The organism is Dermacoccus sp. CCH2-D9, assembly GCF_001556795.1.
Taxonomy (GTDB): domain Bacteria; phylum Actinomycetota; class Actinomycetes; order Actinomycetales; family Dermatophilaceae; genus Dermacoccus; species Dermacoccus nishinomiyaensis.
In genome coordinates, this window is record NZ_LSJT01000133.1 from 1 (window position 1) to 14,917 (window position 14,917).

Genomic DNA, 14,917 nt, shown 5'->3' on the forward strand with positions numbered 1-14,917 from the left:
CGGCGGCCGGTCTCGTCGTCGTCCTCGTCATGCGCATGCTCGGCGAGATGGCGACCGTCAACCCGGATACGGGTTCGTTCAGCGTCTACGCCGACCGCGCGCTCGGCAAGTGGGCCGGGTTCTCGATCGGCTGGCTGTACTGGTGGGCGTGGGCGCTCATCATCCCCGTCGAGGCGACCGCCGGCGCGACGATCCTGCACAACTGGATCGACTGGCCGCAATGGGTGTTCGCGTTCCTCATCACGGCGATCCTGACGGCGACGAACCTCGTCAGCGTCGGCAACTACGGCGAGTTCGAGTTCTGGTTCGCGCTCATCAAGGTCGTCATCATCATCGGGTTCATCGCGCTCGGCGTACTGGCGATCCTCGGCATCCTGCCGACGAGCGACGTCTCCGGCGTGCACGGCCTCACCGACCACGGGTTCTTCGGTGGCGGCGTCGGCGGCATCTTCGCCGCGATGCTGACGACCACGACGACGTACCTCGGCACCGAGATCGTGACGATCGCCGCGGCCGAGTCCAACAACCCCGTCGGCGGCATCCGCAAGGCCGTCAACAGCGTCATCTGGCGCATCTCGATCTTCTACCTGGGTTCGATCATGGTCGTCGTGTGCCTCGTCGACTGGACGAGCCCCGACCTCGCGTCCAAGGGTTCGTACCAGTACACGCTCGAGATGATCGGGCTCGGCCGACTGACGACCGTCCTCGACCTCGCGATCCTGACGGCCGTCGCGAGCTGCCTCAACTCGGCGCTCTACACCGCGAGCCGCATGGCGTTCAGCCTGGGCCAGCGTGGTGACGCGCCGAAGTCGTTCGGGCGGACGAACAAGCGCGGCGTGCCCGTCGCGGCGATCCTCGCGAGCGTTGTCGTCGGCTTCTTCTGCGTCGCCCTCAACTACGTGCTGCCCGACAAGATCTTCGCCTACCTGCTGTCGACGGCCGGATGCGCGGCACTGTTCGTGTACCTGTGCATCTCGTTCACGCAGCTGCGCTCGCGCCGCGCGATGGACGCGGCAGGCACGACGGTCCGGGTGCGCATGTGGCTGTTTCCGTGGCTGACGTACGCGACGATCGCGTTCATCCTGCTCATCCTCGTCATGATGGCGTTCGACGACGGCCAATCGCAGAACCTGTGGTTCTCGCTCGCGGTGGCAGCGATCGTGCTCGTCGCGGCGTTCGCCCGTCACGGCTTCACGGGTGGCTCGGACGAAGAGATCGTCGAGGCCGCCGAGCAGGGGCTCGCCGAACACGACGACCCCGACGATGCCGACGACACGACGGCTACCTCGACCGAGGCTCACCGCAACGACGCCTGAGCACTCCCGTCCACCCTTGCGATTCCTGCCCCCATCGGTGAACGGCGTCCACAACGGCGATTCCTGTCCACATGTGCGATTTTCGCCCGCCTTCACCCCGAGCCCTCGGCTTCGGCGGCGAACGCCGCAGACGCGCACCCTGGCCATCGGGTGGCAGGATCGAGCTGTGAGCACCTACGTCATGTTCCTGCGCGGCATCAACGTCGGGGGCGTGCGCGTGCCCATGCCGCGTTTGCGCGAAGTGCTGACGGAGGCGGGTGCCCGCGAGGTGACGACGTGGCTCGCGACGGGCAACGTCCGTCTCGCATTCGACGGCCCCGCCGACGACCTCAAGACACTCGCCGAGCGTGTCCTGAGCGACGAGTTCGGCTACGACGCCTACGTTCTCGTGCGTGACGCGGACGAGCTCGCGAACATCCTCGACGCGTGGCCGTTCACGCCCGACCACGCCCACCACCGCTACGTCGTGCTCGGGGGCGCGCCCGCCTACGACGACGCCCAGGCCGCCATCGACGCCAACCCCAGCGACGAACACGTCCTGGCCGCCGGTGACGACCTCTACTGGCGCACCCTCAAGGGCGCCACGACGACGTCCCCCGTCGCAAAGGTGCTCGCCCGCCCGCGCTGGAAGTCGACGACGACCACGCGCAACCTCAACACCCTCGAGAAGATGCTCGCCTGACGCACCAGCACCAGCACCAGTACCAGCACACGCACCATCGGGCAACGGCCGGATGGCGGGTAACTCCGCCTCACCAGCCCGTCACCCCCGAGGCGCTTCACCGCCGTGGTCGATGAACGGACGGCGGAAGTCGGGTGTCGACAGGCCCTTGGCGGCGAACTCGGTGTCGTCGAGGTCGGCGTCGCCGTGCTGCGACGCGTGCTTGTACTGGACGCTGCGGGCGCTCCACAGGGAGCGGCTCGCGATGAACTGCCCGAGGACGGCGCCGGTGCCGATGGCGAGGGCGACGGCCATCGCTTCGAACAGGTACGCGCCGGCGCTACCCGAGTGCGTCGCGAGCGCAGCGAACCCCTTGTAGAGCACCATGCCCGGCACGAGCGGCGAGATGGCGACGTCGAGGGCGCCGGACGTCGGCAGGTGCGTCGGGCGTGCCATGACGACGCTGACGATGCCGAGCCCCATCGCGGCGACGCTCGTCGCGGTGAAGTTGGAGATCCCGGCGGCGCTGAGCAGCAGGTAGATGGCGCGCGCCGCGGCGCCGAGCAGCGCGAACAGCGGCAGGTGGCGCCAGCGTGCGTGGCTGAGCAGCGCGAATCCGATGGCGATGAGCGCGGCGGCGAGCGTCGTCTGCCACGCGACGGGGTTGCCGTTGCCGGTCTTCTCGATGTCGAGATGCACGCCGACGTGCGCCACGCCGTACACCGCGCCGATGGCGCCGACGACGAGCCCGAGCGTCAGGATCGTCGATTCGATGAGGCGCCCGCAGGCCGTCAGGTACCAGCCCGTCAACAGGTCCTGGATGGCGCTGACGGAGGCGCTGCCGGCCAGCTGCGTCACGAGCGCGGCGGTGATGATGACGCCCGGCGAGCCGATCGGGAACACTGCGACGAGCACCGCACCTGTCGCGACGGCGAGCCCGGCGGCGATCGCGCGTCCGTAGTACGACGGCAGCTGCACGCGTGCGAGCCAGGCGCTGACGACGTCGATGATGACGGCGCACACCGTCGCGATGAGGCAGACGCCCAGCGACCCGCCGAGCAGCCACGCGAACCCGAAGCCCATCGCCGCTGTGCCGAGCGTCTTGAGAGTGCGCGTCTGCGGCGGTTCGGCCTCCAGCTCGTCGAGACGTCGCAGCGCTTCACGGATGTCGATGCGTGAGGTGACGACATCCTCGACGATGTGTTCGAGCACCGTCAGCACGTGCACGTCGAGGCCGGCCGCGCCGACGGTCTGAACGCGCGTGACGGGTGTCGCGTCGTCCGCGGGCGTGTAGCTGAGCGTGATCTGACCCATCGTGACGTTCGCCGTCGTGGTCGCGAAACCGTTGACGCGGGTGATCGTCAGCATGGCCTGGGTGACGTTGGCCGACGGAGATCCGTTGCGCAGCAACATGCTTCCGGCGCGCAGGGTGAACGTGAACAGGTCGTCGATGGGGCGGGAGGAAGGCACGCCGTCACGGTGTCAGGACGCGGGGGCGGAGTCCACTCGGACGCTCGCCCAGCAGGCAGGGTGCGTTGTCACCGCCCGGCTCTAGGGTGAGGGCATGAGTGAAACCGGCGCGAGAGACGGCCACGGCGAGCGCGCGAACGAACCCGTCAGCGGTTCGACGGCCTCTCGCGACGCGACGGCCGCGGACGCCGTGCATGGCGACAGGATGAGCGCCGCCACATCGGGCCGCATCGCGGCGACGCCGACCGCGGCGTCGTCGACTTCAGCGGGCGCGAGTGCCGGAACGATGCGCAGCGTCGCCGTGTTCTGCGGGTCGACGCCGGGCGCCCACCCGGCGCTCATGGACGCGGCGTACGACGCGGGGCGAGTCATCGCCGAACGGGGTCTGACGCTCGTGTACGGCGCGGGCGGCGGCGGCCTCATGGGCGCGGTGAGCCAGGGCGCGCTCGACGCCGGGGGCGAGGTCGTCGGGTTCATTCCGTCGCTCATGGTCGAGCGCGAATGGGGGCGGCACGACCTCACGGAGTTCCACGAGGTCGACACGATGCACACGCGCAAGGCCGGCATGGCCACGCGCGCCGACGCCTTTCTCACGCTGCCCGGCGGCCTCGGCACGCTCGAGGAGATCTTCGAGGTCTGGACGTGGCGCACCATCGGTTACCACGACAAGCCGGTGGGTTTCCTTGACGTAAAAGGGTTCTGGCGCCCGCTGCTCGACGCGGTGCAGGGTCTGGCGGACGCCGGGTTCATCCGGCAGAGCGTCATCGACGACGCCGTCGTCGCCCCGACCATCGATGAGGCCCTCGACGCTCTCGCCGCCCGCTGCATCGTCAGCGGTGCGGATCTGCGCGGCGGGTCGAGGCGCGTCCGGATATGCTCGCGCGCTTGAGCGGTGAGGCCGCCGACGTCGATGACGCGCACGTGGCGACGGTGGCGCCTGCTGACGGCGGGTTTGCCTGGGCGAGAACGGCAGTGAGCAACGAGTCGCCTGCCGGCAGAGCCACCGATGGCGGAGATGATGCTGACAACGTCAGTCGTGATGACACCGATGACGCCGACCTCACCGAATGGCAACGTCAGTGGCTTGACGTCAGCGCACCCGAGGATGAGCCTGACGAAAGCATCCCGACCGTTGACGCCGGCGGTTGGTGGGAGGGCATCCCCGCCGTCAGACAGTTGCTGCTCTACGGTCTCGAGCCCGCCTGCCGTCGGTGCCAGGCCCGCCCACACCGCAGTGACCTCGAACGGGGCACGCCCGAAGCCCGAGACGCGAACGCCCCCGCACCGTCAGATACGGGAGCGTCGAGCGGGCCGGTCAGGCGGCGTGCTTCTGCAACGTCGCGCCGATGGCGGGCAGTGCGCCCTTGATCATGTCGGCGGCCTTGCCGCGGAACGTGCCGTAGACCTTCGCTATCTGGTCGCGCGACGTCGAGTTGGCGCGCGCATCGGCGATCTTGAGGATGTCGGCGCTCACCTCGTCGCCGCGACCCTTGAGGTATGCGCCGAAGTCGCCCTGGCCACCGAAGGCGTCCCAGTACGGGTCGAAGATCGCGACGATCTGGTCGAGGTTGTCGTTGAGCGCCGACACAACGTCGACCTTCTTCTTCGCGCCCGCGTACGCCGTCTTGATCGCGGCGCCGCTCAGGCCCTTCTTGCCGGAGACCTCGGAGTCGATCGTGGCAGCGAGATCCTTCGCGACGGCGGGACGCACGGCCGGCTGCAGCAGCTTCTCGGAAAGCGACATGATGATGCCTTTCTGTGGCGGTTCGTTTCGCCCGTCAGCCTAGCGTCAGCCCTCGTCGACGGCCCGCGCATCATGCGTCTTCGCGCCTGCCCCACCACACCAGGGCGCCCACCCCGTACACATCTGCGATTTTCGTCCACGTTCGCCAGCCACCGCCGACGGGCGGCGCGCCAGAGCCGATCCCACGGGCTGGGGCCGGGCAGAGCGGGCGGGCGTCTCGCGGTACAACAGGACGGTGACCGAACCCCGCGAACAGCGCCGCACCACCCTTCCGTCGGCAGCGCCGAGACACCCGCTCGTCACCGGGCGCACCGTCCTGCGCGTCATGACGGGTGACGACATCGACGCGGTCGTCACCTACCGCACCCGCCCGAACGTCTACCGCTGGCTCAGCCACGGCGGCCTCGCCGCAGCGCAGCTTCGGGAGAAGTTCCAGCGGCGCATCGAACGCATGACGAAGCCGAGCGACGAACGATCCGAGGTCCAGTTCGTCGTCGAACGGGAGGGGCACGTGATCGGTGACTGCGGATTCGCGATCACCCGCGCCTGGACGAAGGACGACGCTCCGACACCGCATCTCGTCGCGCGCATCCACTACGCACTCGACGATGCCGTCGCCGGCCAGGGGATCGGCACGGAGGTGGTGCGTGCACTCGTCGACCACGCGTTCAGCCTCCCTGACGTCCACCGCGTGCAGGCCGACGTCTTCGCCGGCAACGTCGCATCAGGCCGCGTGCTCGAGAAGCTGCGTTTCCGGCGAGAAGGCTACTTCGTCGATGACGGCGTCATCGACGGCGCGTTCGTCGACGCCTGCCTCTACTCGCTGCTGCGTCGCGAATGGGAGGCCCCCGACCACCCGGCCTGATTGCGCGGAAACGCGTCACATCCGACGCGTCTTCGGGCGAAGATCGACGCGACCCCGAGCCTGTCAGCCCCGAACGACCAGCCCGAACCCCGTCACCCCACCGGCTGACGCGAGCGACTGCGCCGCTTCGACCGGTTCAGACGCCGCCACACCCACGTCTCGGGCACCTGCACGCCGGTGGCGATGTATTCGGCGGAGGCGTCGCTGAACTGTGTCTGCACGAGTGCTTCGAGGCCCCAGTGGTGGCCGACGACGAGCACCTGGTCGTCGGGTGTCACCGTCATCGTGTCGTCGGGTGCGTAGATGTGCTCACCGTTGCGGATGAGCATGAGCGCCACGAGCGGGAGCTTCGAGTCGCGGTCGTCGGGGTTGGCGAGCAGCTGTCCGATCGTCAGTTCGGCGTGCAGCAGCCAGCGATGCAGCGCGGGCGAGCCGGCCGCGGAGAGGTCGATGATCGCGCGGTCCTTCGCGACGTCGCCGCAGCGGTTCGTCAGGTTCGTCAGGAGGCGCTCGGCGAACTCTTCCGGCTGCGTCACCGCGTATTCGACGAAGCTCCAGAACAGCGGCGTGATGACGCGCGCGAGGCTCTCCTGCGCGACGAGTTCGGTGGGCGTGAACACCGAGTCGATGCCGAGCGCCGTGATGATCGACGCGCGCGCGTCAGACTGCTGGCGCACGCCGACGAACAGGTCCTTGCGCTCGAGCTTCGCGTGCTCGGCGAGGGCGAGGTTCGTCGTGTCGTTGCGCGTACCGGCGATGAAACCGCTCGCGCCACTGACGTCGGGGTGGCCTTCTTCCGGGTCGGCCATGACGACGTGCATGCCGGCGCGATGCAGGTCGTTCGACACCTCGGCGCCGAAGTCGTCATCGGAGGCGACGACCCACGTCCCGCCCGATTTCGGTTCGTACCGCGGCGGCAGCGGCAGGTCGCGCGGGTCCATCAGCCACGTGACGAGCCGGTACGTCTCGGGTCGTTGCAGCGCGAGCACGAGGTAGGCGCCGTAGCGGTCGCTCGGGTTGATGACGGCGTTCGGGGCGAAGTCGCGCATGCTTTCCTCGACGCGCGCGTCGGTGCAGCGCGCGATGACGCTCATGCCGGGGCGCAGCACCGTGGCGTTCATGACGATGGCGAGGTTGTCGGTGTCGTCATCGGTCAGGGCGAGCACGCCGTCGCAGTGCTGGTTGGCGAGGCCCGCCATGCCGAGCACCGCGGGCAGGCTCGCGTTCGCCTCGAGCGCGGGCACCTCGCTCTGCAGCTCGTCGGTCATGATGCGGTCGAGGCGCCCTTCGTGCCGGTCGATGACGACGAACCGGCGCCCCTGGAAGTCGAGTTCGCGACAGACCTGACGCCCCGCCTGGCCGTACCCGCAGACGATGAGGAACGGCTCACGGATGCGCTTGACCTTCGCGCGGAAGCGCTGCATCGCGAGCGCGTACTGAAAACTGGCCGACTGCAGCAATGACAGCAGCGTTCCGATCGCGTACGCCCATCCGACGACCGTCATGAAGATGCACACCGTCACCCACATGCGTTGCGGCGTCGTGAACGGGTAGATCTCGCCGAACCCGATCGTCGAGGCGGTGTAGGAGATGAAGTAGAACGCCTCGAACGCGCTCAGGTGCGTCGTGTGGCCGCCCTCATCACGGCCGGGCACGAGCGTCAGGCCGAGCACGGAGATCGCGAACACCGTGATGATGAAGATCAGCGGCGCGCGCATGCGTCGGATGACGATGAAGATCGCGTCCGTCGACGGCGCCTCGTCGGGGATCTCCACGGCGCGCCGCACGCGCGTAGTGTGCCGCGTCGGGCGTCGGACGAGGAAGGCGAGCAGGTTGTTCATGGCTCAGCGGCGACGGTAGGAGATCGTCTCCGAGACGAGCAGGACGACCGAGACGATGTTCGCGAGCAGCGCGCCACCGGAGAGGCTGACGATGCTCGCCGTCGTCCCGGGGCTGTTGTGATAGCCGCCGGCCAGGACGTAGTACGCGGCCGCCGCGACGAGCTGCAGGACGGCGACGAGCGACGTCGCGAGGTGCACGGCGCCGATCTGCGTGCGGTCGCCGAACTTCAGCACGAGTGCGATGAGGTTGACGAAGATCGCGACGTACAGCTCGTTGATGTTGTGCAGTTTCGGCTCGGCCATGTCGCCGATGAAGAAACCGAAGTTCATCGTGGCCGACAGCAGCACGAAGAAGCCGAAGACGACTTTCTCGAGGTTCATGTCCCCGAGCCTAACGGGGACGCCGCTGCGGGCCGGCACGCTCAGTTCGGCGGGGCCGGGGGCCCTTCGGCTCCCGGTGAGATGAAGTACGAGTCGTCCATGGCCGGGTGCGGCGCGATGGGCACGACCTGCATGCGCACACGCTCCTCGGCCCAGCGCTGCTGTTCGACGCTCTCGCGGGCCTCGTTGACGGCCTCGCACTGCTCGGCGTCGAAGTAGAACTCGAGCGCTGCGGCACGCGAGTCGAGGCGCGAGAACTTCTCGTAGTCGGTCGTGCCGTCGGCGGCTCGCACGAGCTGTGCGACGGCGCGTTCGACCGACGCGCGCCGCACGCGCCGCGCCACGTGCGGCAGGATGTCGACGCGCCCGTCCTCGCTGACGATGATGACCATCGAGCCCTTGCCTCGCCCTGCGAGGTACCGGATGGCGGAGTTGTAGCGAGCACCGCGTGAGATGTCGCCGGTGCCGGTGGCTGCGCCGTCGAGAATGACGCCGACGGCGTGACACTTGCCGTCAGGGCTGACGAGGACAGCGCCGTCGATCTTCGTCAGCGCATCGAACGCGTGCGCGCCCAGGTGCGTGGGCTCGATCGTGTAGGCCTGCGGCAGCAGGCGTTCCCCCTCGCGGCGCGCGTCGGGGTGGACGACGAGCATCGTGCCGTGCTGCTGCCGGACGCAGGCCTGCGTCATGCCCCACAGCGCGTCGACGTGCTCGCTGAGCGCGTCGGGGAAGACGCGGTTGACGGCGTGCGCGAACGTCTCGACGTCGATGACGTCGCGCGGCAGGCTCGGCTCGCCGTTGTCGACGCGCAGGAACGGCGTGTCGGCGTGCCACAGCTCCCACGCGCCGTTGCCGACGACCTTGATCTCGAAGACCTCCTCCGTCGCCGGGGCGTACCCCTCGAGCATGCGCCCGATGCCGTAGACGGTGCGCCCGTCGCACAGCAGCTCGAAGCCGGGGCCCGTCATCTCGAGGGCCTTGCGGAACGAGCGTGGCACGCCGACGGGCACGTCGTGCTCGAACGTCACCTCGCACGCGACGTCGGGGTGCCCCTGGGGGGCGAGGACGACGGAGCCGAGGCTCGCGCGGCCCTCGTACGTCTGCGCGCTGACGGCGTCGCACGCGTCGCGCAGGCCGTGCGGAAACTTCTGCCCGGCGCGTGAGGCGCACCCGTTGATGAACGTGTCGGCCGCCGAACGCAGCACCGCGCCGGCGTCGAGGCCGATGAGCGAACCGGGGTGGACGCGGTCGAGTTCGTGGCTCGCGGCGCGCAGCACGTCGTCGATGACGGCCTCGGGAAAGTTGCCGGGCACGCCGAGGCCGTCAGCGAGCGTCGTGCGTAGGCGCGGCACTTCACTCGCAGGGTCGCGCAGCACCGCCAGCACCGGGAAGACGCGGTAGTCGCCGACGACGATGCTGATGCCGACGTGGACGACGCGGTCGTCGAACGTCGCCGCACGCGTCAGGGCCTCGCGCATCACGTCGCGGCGGCACCCCTCGCGCAGAGCGGCGAGGTAGTGGTCGGGGTGCCAGGTCGCCGTCGACTCATCGTCGGTGCGCGACGGGCACATGCGCGCGCGACGCTCCTCGAACAGCGACGTGAAGTGCGGGTGCAAATTCTCGAGGCGGGTGACGTCGAACGCGTCGCGCTGTGGTTCGACGAGGACGGGCAGCGCATCGTCGCCGTCAGGGATGCCGATGAGGTAGCCGCGCGGGTCGAGTTCGACGCCCGCGCGGTCGAGGGCTTCGTCGGCAATGCGCTCGATCGACCACCGCAGCTCGTGCTGGCCGTCCCACATGTGCGGCGCGAGGCTGATCCGGGGGTCCATGCCCGCCATGGTTTCATCCCTTGGCGGTGCCCCCCAAAGGGGCATTCGTTCGGCAGACGGACGTTGCCACGGCGCGGGCAGATCCGAGTGGGGCGGTGGGGCCAGGTTGCCATGAGACCCGGCACCACCACCCTTGGGGAATGTCGCTCAGTGCCGCCCACCGCGGGCGTCGCGCGCTCGCGTCAGCTCTGCGGAGCGTCTCCGCCGCGACGCATCGGCGTCTCGCCGTCGCCGTTCGTGTTGGCGCGGCGCTCGCCACCGAAGTCGCCCTCGGAGCCGGCCGACTCGAGACCCTCGCCCTGGTACGACGTGTTCGGGTCGAGCGACGACGACGGTGCGTCGGCGCCGATGGCGCGCTCGACCGGGTTTTCACCGCGCGACTGGTCACCAGCCGCCGACATGCCGTCCTGGCCGACGGTGCGCTGCGTCGCCGTCTCACCGCTGTCCTGTGCGCTGGCCGCGAGGTCGGCGTCGTAGGCGCGCTCGGAGCCGACGGCCGTCTCGCCGAACGAACCCGTCGTCGTGCCGGCGCCCGCACCTGCTGCCGCGCCTGCCCCGGCGCCCTGCTCAGCAACCTTGTCGACGCCCTTGAGCGCAGCGTCCTGAGCCTTGCTGATCTTGTCGCTGTACTTGCCGCCCGTCTTCGAATCGACGGTGGCGCCGGCCTTGTCGACGGCGCCGGCGATCTTGTCACGGTTGGCGTCGGCTGCCGCGGCGGCCTTCTCCTTGGCGAGGGCGGCCTTCTCGTCGAGGCCGAGTTCGGTGGCCTTGGCCTTGATCTTGTCCATGAATGACATCGTGGTCTCCCTGCGTCGATGGATCTCTTGACTCGTACAACCCAGCGTGGACCTCGAAAGTTCCCCCGCGCAAGAGCTCGCGTGACATGACCATTGCGTGGTCTCTCGCGCCGCGACGCCATGACCGCAGCCCTGACGAGCGCCACCGTCGGTGCCCTCGGCGCGGCATCGCATTCGGACGCCGCACCGTCCGCTGGATCCTCCACTCCTGCAGGCTCTTCGGCAGCGGCAGCGACGTCACCCAAGGGCGCCGACGGGTGGCTCGCGGTGCGCGCCGCGAGCGGTGGCGTCGCGACGGGTTTCGAGGCCGGCAGCCTGCCAGGCGGGCTCACCGTCGGGATGGAGCAGCGTGTCGTCGGCACGAAGCGTCACGCCACCGGTGCGCTGCTCATCGGTGGTCTTGACGAGGCGACGGCGAGCTCGACCGACTTCGGGTGGCAGGAGCTGCTCGTCGAGGCGATGAGTTATCCGACGTACGCCCGCCGCGTCATCGCGACGTTGGGCGGCATGTCGTCGGGCACGCCGGGCAGCACCCCCACCGGGCCGCTCGTGCAGACCGACCTCGTGCGCTGAGCGCCGTCAGCTCTGCTTGATCGTGCGAACCGCGTCGGCGAGGCCGGGCATGGCGCGTTCCATCGTCGCGAGGGTCGTGACGAAGCCGTCCTGGCCGCCGTACCAGGGGTCGGGCACGCCGTCGCCGGGGTTCGCCTGCGGGTCGTAGTCGGTGAGTAGGACGACGTGGTCGGGCAGCTCGCCACCGTAGATGTCGCGCATGCGCTCGAGGTGGATGTCCTCCATCGCGACGACGAGGTCACAGGCGTCGATCTCGTCGCGCGTGATCTGGTGCGCCGCGTGGTTCGACGCGTCGTACCCGGCCTTCTCGAGTTCACGGACGGCGCGCGGGTCGATGGGGTTGCCGATCTCCTCGCGCGACGTGGCGGCGCTCGTCAGCTCGACGTCACCGAGCCCGTGCTCGGCGAAATACTTCGCGGCGACGCGCTCGGCCATCGGTGAGCGGCAGATGTTTCCCCAGCAGACGAAGACGACGGAAGTCATGCTCGCCATCCTGGCATCTGCCACCGATAGCGGCCATTCGCGGCGACCCTGCGGGCATCGAGTCGTCAGGTCAAGCGTTCCGAGTCAGGCCCGATGGCCGTGGCGCGGCAGCGCGAAGATGACGGCATGGTCATCGCTCTCGACCCCTCGGCCGACGCAGCCGAACTCACACCGCAGGCGCAGTTCGACGCCGAGCGCAGCCGCCGAACGTGTTGCCCCGACCGATATCGCTCGTTCAGCGCTGTCGCAGCCACAGCAGCGTGATGCCGTCGACTACGTCCTTTCGACGCAGGAGGGGCGCCTGCCCGCGTCACCGTTGCGGCAGTTCCGCAACGCGAAGGTTCGATCGATCCGCTCGACCTCGCCGGGCAGATGCTCGAAGACTTCGGCCAGGTCTGCGCCGTCATCCTCGCGCGCGGGCACACGCGCACGCTCCACCCGTCAGCGCTTCGGGGTTACCTCAAGGGTGCCGAGGATCTCGACGAGGCCCTCGCCGCGTACGCGCAGGACTGTGCGGACCAGGTCGAGCGCGACCACGCCGACCTGAACGGGTGACGTCGCGGCGTCGCCATGCAGGATGGCGGGTAACTCACAGGTAAGCGGCCAGTTGCCTGCCTACCTGTGAGTCACCCGCCATCTCGTGAAGGTCGGGCCCGAGCCGTTGTCCGCTACCAATCTCGCCGGGCGGGTTCGTCAGCGAATCCCGCCGACGATCTCGAGTGCGCGCTTCTGGGCGTCGAGGCCGCGGGCGGAGTTCGTCATCATCAGTTCGTCGGCCATGGCGTGCTCGGCGAACTGTTCGAGGTACGCGGCGATGCGCTCCGGGCCGCCGATCGCGGTGTAGGTGAGCATGTGCTTGGCCTGGTGGCCGGCGGGCGAGTCGAGCAGCATGTCGAGCTCGGCGTCGGTGAAGTCGCGATCGGCCACGCCGAAGCGCGTCGCTATCATCTCGACGCGCGAACGCAGCACCTTTTCGTACATCGCGGACGCTTCGTCGTCGGTGTCTGCGGCGACGACGTTGAGCGCGGCGATGACGTACGGCGCGTCGAGCTGGGCGCTCGGCTTGAACTCCGAACGGTAGGCGTAGACGGCGGCCTGCAGCTGATCGGGTGCGAAGTGGCTCGCGAACGCGTACGGAAGGCCTAGTGCCGCAGCGAGTTTCGCGCCGAACATGCTCGAGCCGAGGATGTAGAGCGGCACGTTCGTGCCCTTGCCGGGGATCGCCTCGATGCCCGCGAGCGGGCTCGTATCGGAGAGCAGCCCCTGCAGCTCGACGACGTCCTGCGGGAAGCGGTCGCTCGCGTGCGGGTCACGTCGAAGCGCCTGCCAGGTGCGCTGATCCGTGCCGGGCGCGCGTCCGAGGCCGAGGTCGATACGGCCCGGGTGCAGCTCGGCGAGCGTGCCGAACTGCTCGGCGATCGTCAGCGGCGAGTGGTTCGGCAGCATGACGCCGCCGGAACCGACGCGGATCGTCTGCGTCTGCGACGCGACATGCGCGAGCAGCACGGACGTCGCCGCCGACGCAATGTGCTTCATGTTGTGGTGCTCGGCGAACCAGATGCGCTCGAAGCGACCCGTCGCCTCAGCCCGCTGCGCGAGCTCGACGCTGCTGCGGATCGCGTCGCCGACGCTCTCATGGCTGCCGACCTGCGCGAGGTCGAGGATCGACAGCGGAATGTCGGCTGCCTTCTTCGCGAAGGAGCCGGCCGAGTGGGAGGTCTCGTCAGGGGATCGCAGGTCGGTGTTCTGGGCGGCGTCGAAATCACTCACGCACTCGTCAACGCGGGCCCCGGCCTCGCCCATTCCCGGGCTGCATCCCGAAGGGTCCAGGCCGGCTGCGTCACATGGTGCCCGCTGCGTCAGTCGTGACCGACTCGACGAGCACGAATCGACTCACCTGGTCGGGCGTGGTCGCTTCGGCCCGGCTCCGATAGCGCCGTGCGCGCACGAACGCCGATCACGCGAGCAGCGCGTCGATCTCCTTCGCGAGCTTCTTGTGCAGCCACGGCGAGGGGTGGAATCCGTCGTCGGCGAAGGCCTTGTCGCGCGCCCATTTCGGGTTCGTCAGCGGTACGTGGCGGGCGGTGGGGTAGTCCGCGACGATCGCCGCAGCGATCGCCTCGAACCGACGCGCGCGCCCGCCGAGGGCATTACCGAGCTGCTGCGGCATCGCGGGCAGCGCCTCGATCGGCGGCAATCCGAGCAGGATGACGGGGGAGTCGCCGGCGAGCGCCGTCACGCGGGTCAGCAGCTTCGTCAGGCTGACGCGCCACGCCTCCTCGGTGCGCAGGTTCTTCACGTCGTTGACACCGACGCTGATGACGACGACGTCAGCGCGCGCGAGTTGCGCCTGGGCGCTCGCGGGCTGGGTGAGGTGGGCGACGTCGCGGGCGTCGGCGCCCGAGCGGGCGAGCACGTGCCAGCTGACCGGCCGTTCAAGCCGATCCGACATGCGGCTCGCGAGGCGCCCCGCGATCGAGTCGCGATGGTGTTCGACGCCGGCACCGTCGGCCACGCTGTCGCCGAGCACGACGAGATGCGGCTCGTGACCGTCCCGCTCGGCGTGGTGCTCGCAGATCGTGCTCGTGACGCCCTCGCGCCCGGCCGCACCGGGTAGGCGCGGCACGTTGCGCTGCACCTGACGCCCCTGCGCGATGAGCACCGGGCCGTGCAACAGCACGTCCGTCAGCGAATATCCGGGCAGCGACGACCCGCCCGTATCGGATGGCGCGTCAGCCGATGCCGCCTCGTCCGGTGCGGCGGAGCCCGACGTGGTTTCCCGTGAAACAGGGTCACGCGGCGCAGGGGGTCGTCGGTCGGCGTCCCCGTTGGTCGCCGAGATGTCACGCATGCCCCCATCGTCACCCATTCACCTGCACTTCGGCGCAATGACGCGCGGCGTTCACCGCACCGTTATCCACATCGTCTCTTCAGACTTAATCTTCGCCAGACCCGAC

General features: G+C 69.2%; 15 protein-coding genes and 1 pseudogene. 7 read left to right on the forward strand and 9 right to left on the reverse strand.

Annotation, left to right across the window (positions count from 1 at the left end; all coding sequences use genetic code 11):
• Both AX669_RS11010 and AX669_RS11015 read left to right on the forward strand, forming a co-directional pair.
• Window positions 1–1,316, forward strand: a 1,316-nt coding sequence (locus AX669_RS11010; protein ID WP_062258431.1) for an amino acid permease, incomplete at its 5' end; no start/stop codon positions are given.
• 166 nt (window positions 1,317–1,482) lie between these two features.
• Window positions 1,483–1,998: a DUF1697 domain-containing protein gene (locus AX669_RS11015; RefSeq protein ID WP_062258433.1), complete on the forward strand. Its 516-nt coding sequence runs from the start codon at window positions 1,483–1,485 to the stop codon at window positions 1,996–1,998.
• Window positions 1,999–2,079: 81 nt separating this feature from the next.
• Here AX669_RS11015 and AX669_RS11020 read toward each other — a convergent pair whose 3' ends face one another.
• On the reverse strand, window positions 2,080–3,447 hold the full coding sequence (locus AX669_RS11020; RefSeq protein ID WP_006945152.1) for a threonine/serine exporter ThrE family protein: 1,368 nt from the start codon (window positions 3,445–3,447) through the stop codon (window positions 2,080–2,082).
• Window positions 3,448–3,541: 94 nt separating this feature from the next.
• On the opposite strand from AX669_RS11020, the gene AX669_RS11025 reads away from it, so the two are divergent.
• Window positions 3,542–4,336: a TIGR00730 family Rossman fold protein gene (locus AX669_RS11025; protein WP_231729580.1), complete on the forward strand. Its 795-nt coding sequence runs from the start codon at window positions 3,542–3,544 to the stop codon at window positions 4,334–4,336.
• Window positions 4,337–4,762: 426 nt separating this feature from the next.
• On the opposite strand, the gene AX669_RS11030 is transcribed toward AX669_RS11025, so the two are convergent.
• A complete protein-coding gene (locus AX669_RS11030; protein WP_062258435.1) occupies window positions 4,763–5,191 on the reverse strand; it encodes a hypothetical protein in 429 nt (142 codons plus the stop codon).
• Between the two features lie 235 nt (window positions 5,192–5,426).
• On the opposite strand from AX669_RS11030, the gene AX669_RS11035 reads away from it, so the two are divergent.
• Entirely contained in the window at window positions 5,427–6,056 is a 630-nt protein-coding gene (locus tag AX669_RS11035) for a GNAT family N-acetyltransferase (RefSeq protein ID WP_144694680.1), read from the forward strand.
• Between the two features lie 92 nt (window positions 6,057–6,148).
• On the opposite strand, the gene AX669_RS11040 is transcribed toward AX669_RS11035, so the two are convergent.
• From AX669_RS11040 to AX669_RS13095, 4 genes are all read right to left on the reverse strand, one after another.
• A complete protein-coding gene (locus AX669_RS11040; RefSeq protein WP_062258438.1) occupies window positions 6,149–7,897 on the reverse strand; it encodes an NAD-binding protein in 1,749 nt (582 codons plus the stop codon).
• A gap of 3 nt (window positions 7,898–7,900) precedes the next feature.
• Window positions 7,901–8,278, reverse strand: coding sequence for a DUF6394 family protein (locus AX669_RS11045; RefSeq protein WP_006945029.1), 378 nt, complete (start codon window positions 8,276–8,278; stop codon window positions 7,901–7,903).
• A 41-nt stretch (window positions 8,279–8,319) separates the two neighbouring features.
• Complete coding sequence (locus AX669_RS11050; RefSeq protein ID WP_062258446.1) at window positions 8,320–10,107, reverse strand: DNA integrity scanning protein DisA nucleotide-binding domain protein; 1,788 nt, start codon at window positions 10,105–10,107, stop codon at window positions 8,320–8,322.
• Between the two features lie 182 nt (window positions 10,108–10,289).
• Window positions 10,290–10,904, reverse strand: a complete 615-nt coding sequence (locus tag AX669_RS13095) for an antitoxin (RefSeq protein ID WP_082740925.1) — start codon at window positions 10,902–10,904, stop codon at window positions 10,290–10,292.
• 120 nt (window positions 10,905–11,024) lie between these two features.
• Between AX669_RS13095 and AX669_RS11060 the strand changes: the two genes are divergently transcribed.
• The gene (locus AX669_RS11060) at window positions 11,025–11,477 is read left to right on the forward strand and encodes a hypothetical protein (RefSeq protein ID WP_144708302.1); all 453 of its coding nucleotides are present in this window, start codon (window positions 11,025–11,027) and stop codon (window positions 11,475–11,477) included.
• 6 nt (window positions 11,478–11,483) lie between these two features.
• Here AX669_RS11060 and AX669_RS11065 read toward each other — a convergent pair whose 3' ends face one another.
• On the reverse strand, window positions 11,484–11,960 hold the full coding sequence (locus AX669_RS11065; RefSeq protein WP_006945043.1) for a low molecular weight protein-tyrosine-phosphatase: 477 nt from the start codon (window positions 11,958–11,960) through the stop codon (window positions 11,484–11,486).
• A gap of 126 nt (window positions 11,961–12,086) precedes the next feature.
• Here AX669_RS11065 and AX669_RS13455 point away from each other — a divergent pair, with 126 nt between their 5' ends.
• Window positions 12,087–12,224, forward strand: coding sequence for a hypothetical protein (locus AX669_RS13455; RefSeq protein WP_156444997.1), 138 nt, complete (start codon window positions 12,087–12,089; stop codon window positions 12,222–12,224).
• A gap of 54 nt (window positions 12,225–12,278) precedes the next feature.
• Window positions 12,279–12,515 (forward strand): annotated as a pseudogene (locus AX669_RS11070) (DUF2252 family protein); the annotation flags it as partial.
• A gap of 138 nt (window positions 12,516–12,653) precedes the next feature.
• Here the strand turns inward: AX669_RS11070 and AX669_RS11075 are convergent.
• Window positions 12,654–13,763 (reverse strand): LLM class flavin-dependent oxidoreductase, encoded by a 1,110-nt coding sequence (locus AX669_RS11075; RefSeq protein WP_006945122.1) that lies wholly within the window; start codon window positions 13,761–13,763, stop codon window positions 12,654–12,656.
• 154 nt (window positions 13,764–13,917) lie between these two features.
• The gene (locus tag AX669_RS11080; protein ID WP_186316822.1) at window positions 13,918–14,811 is read right to left on the reverse strand and encodes an SGNH/GDSL hydrolase family protein; all 894 of its coding nucleotides are present in this window, start codon (window positions 14,809–14,811) and stop codon (window positions 13,918–13,920) included.
• Window positions 14,812–14,917: the final 106 nt, after the last annotated feature.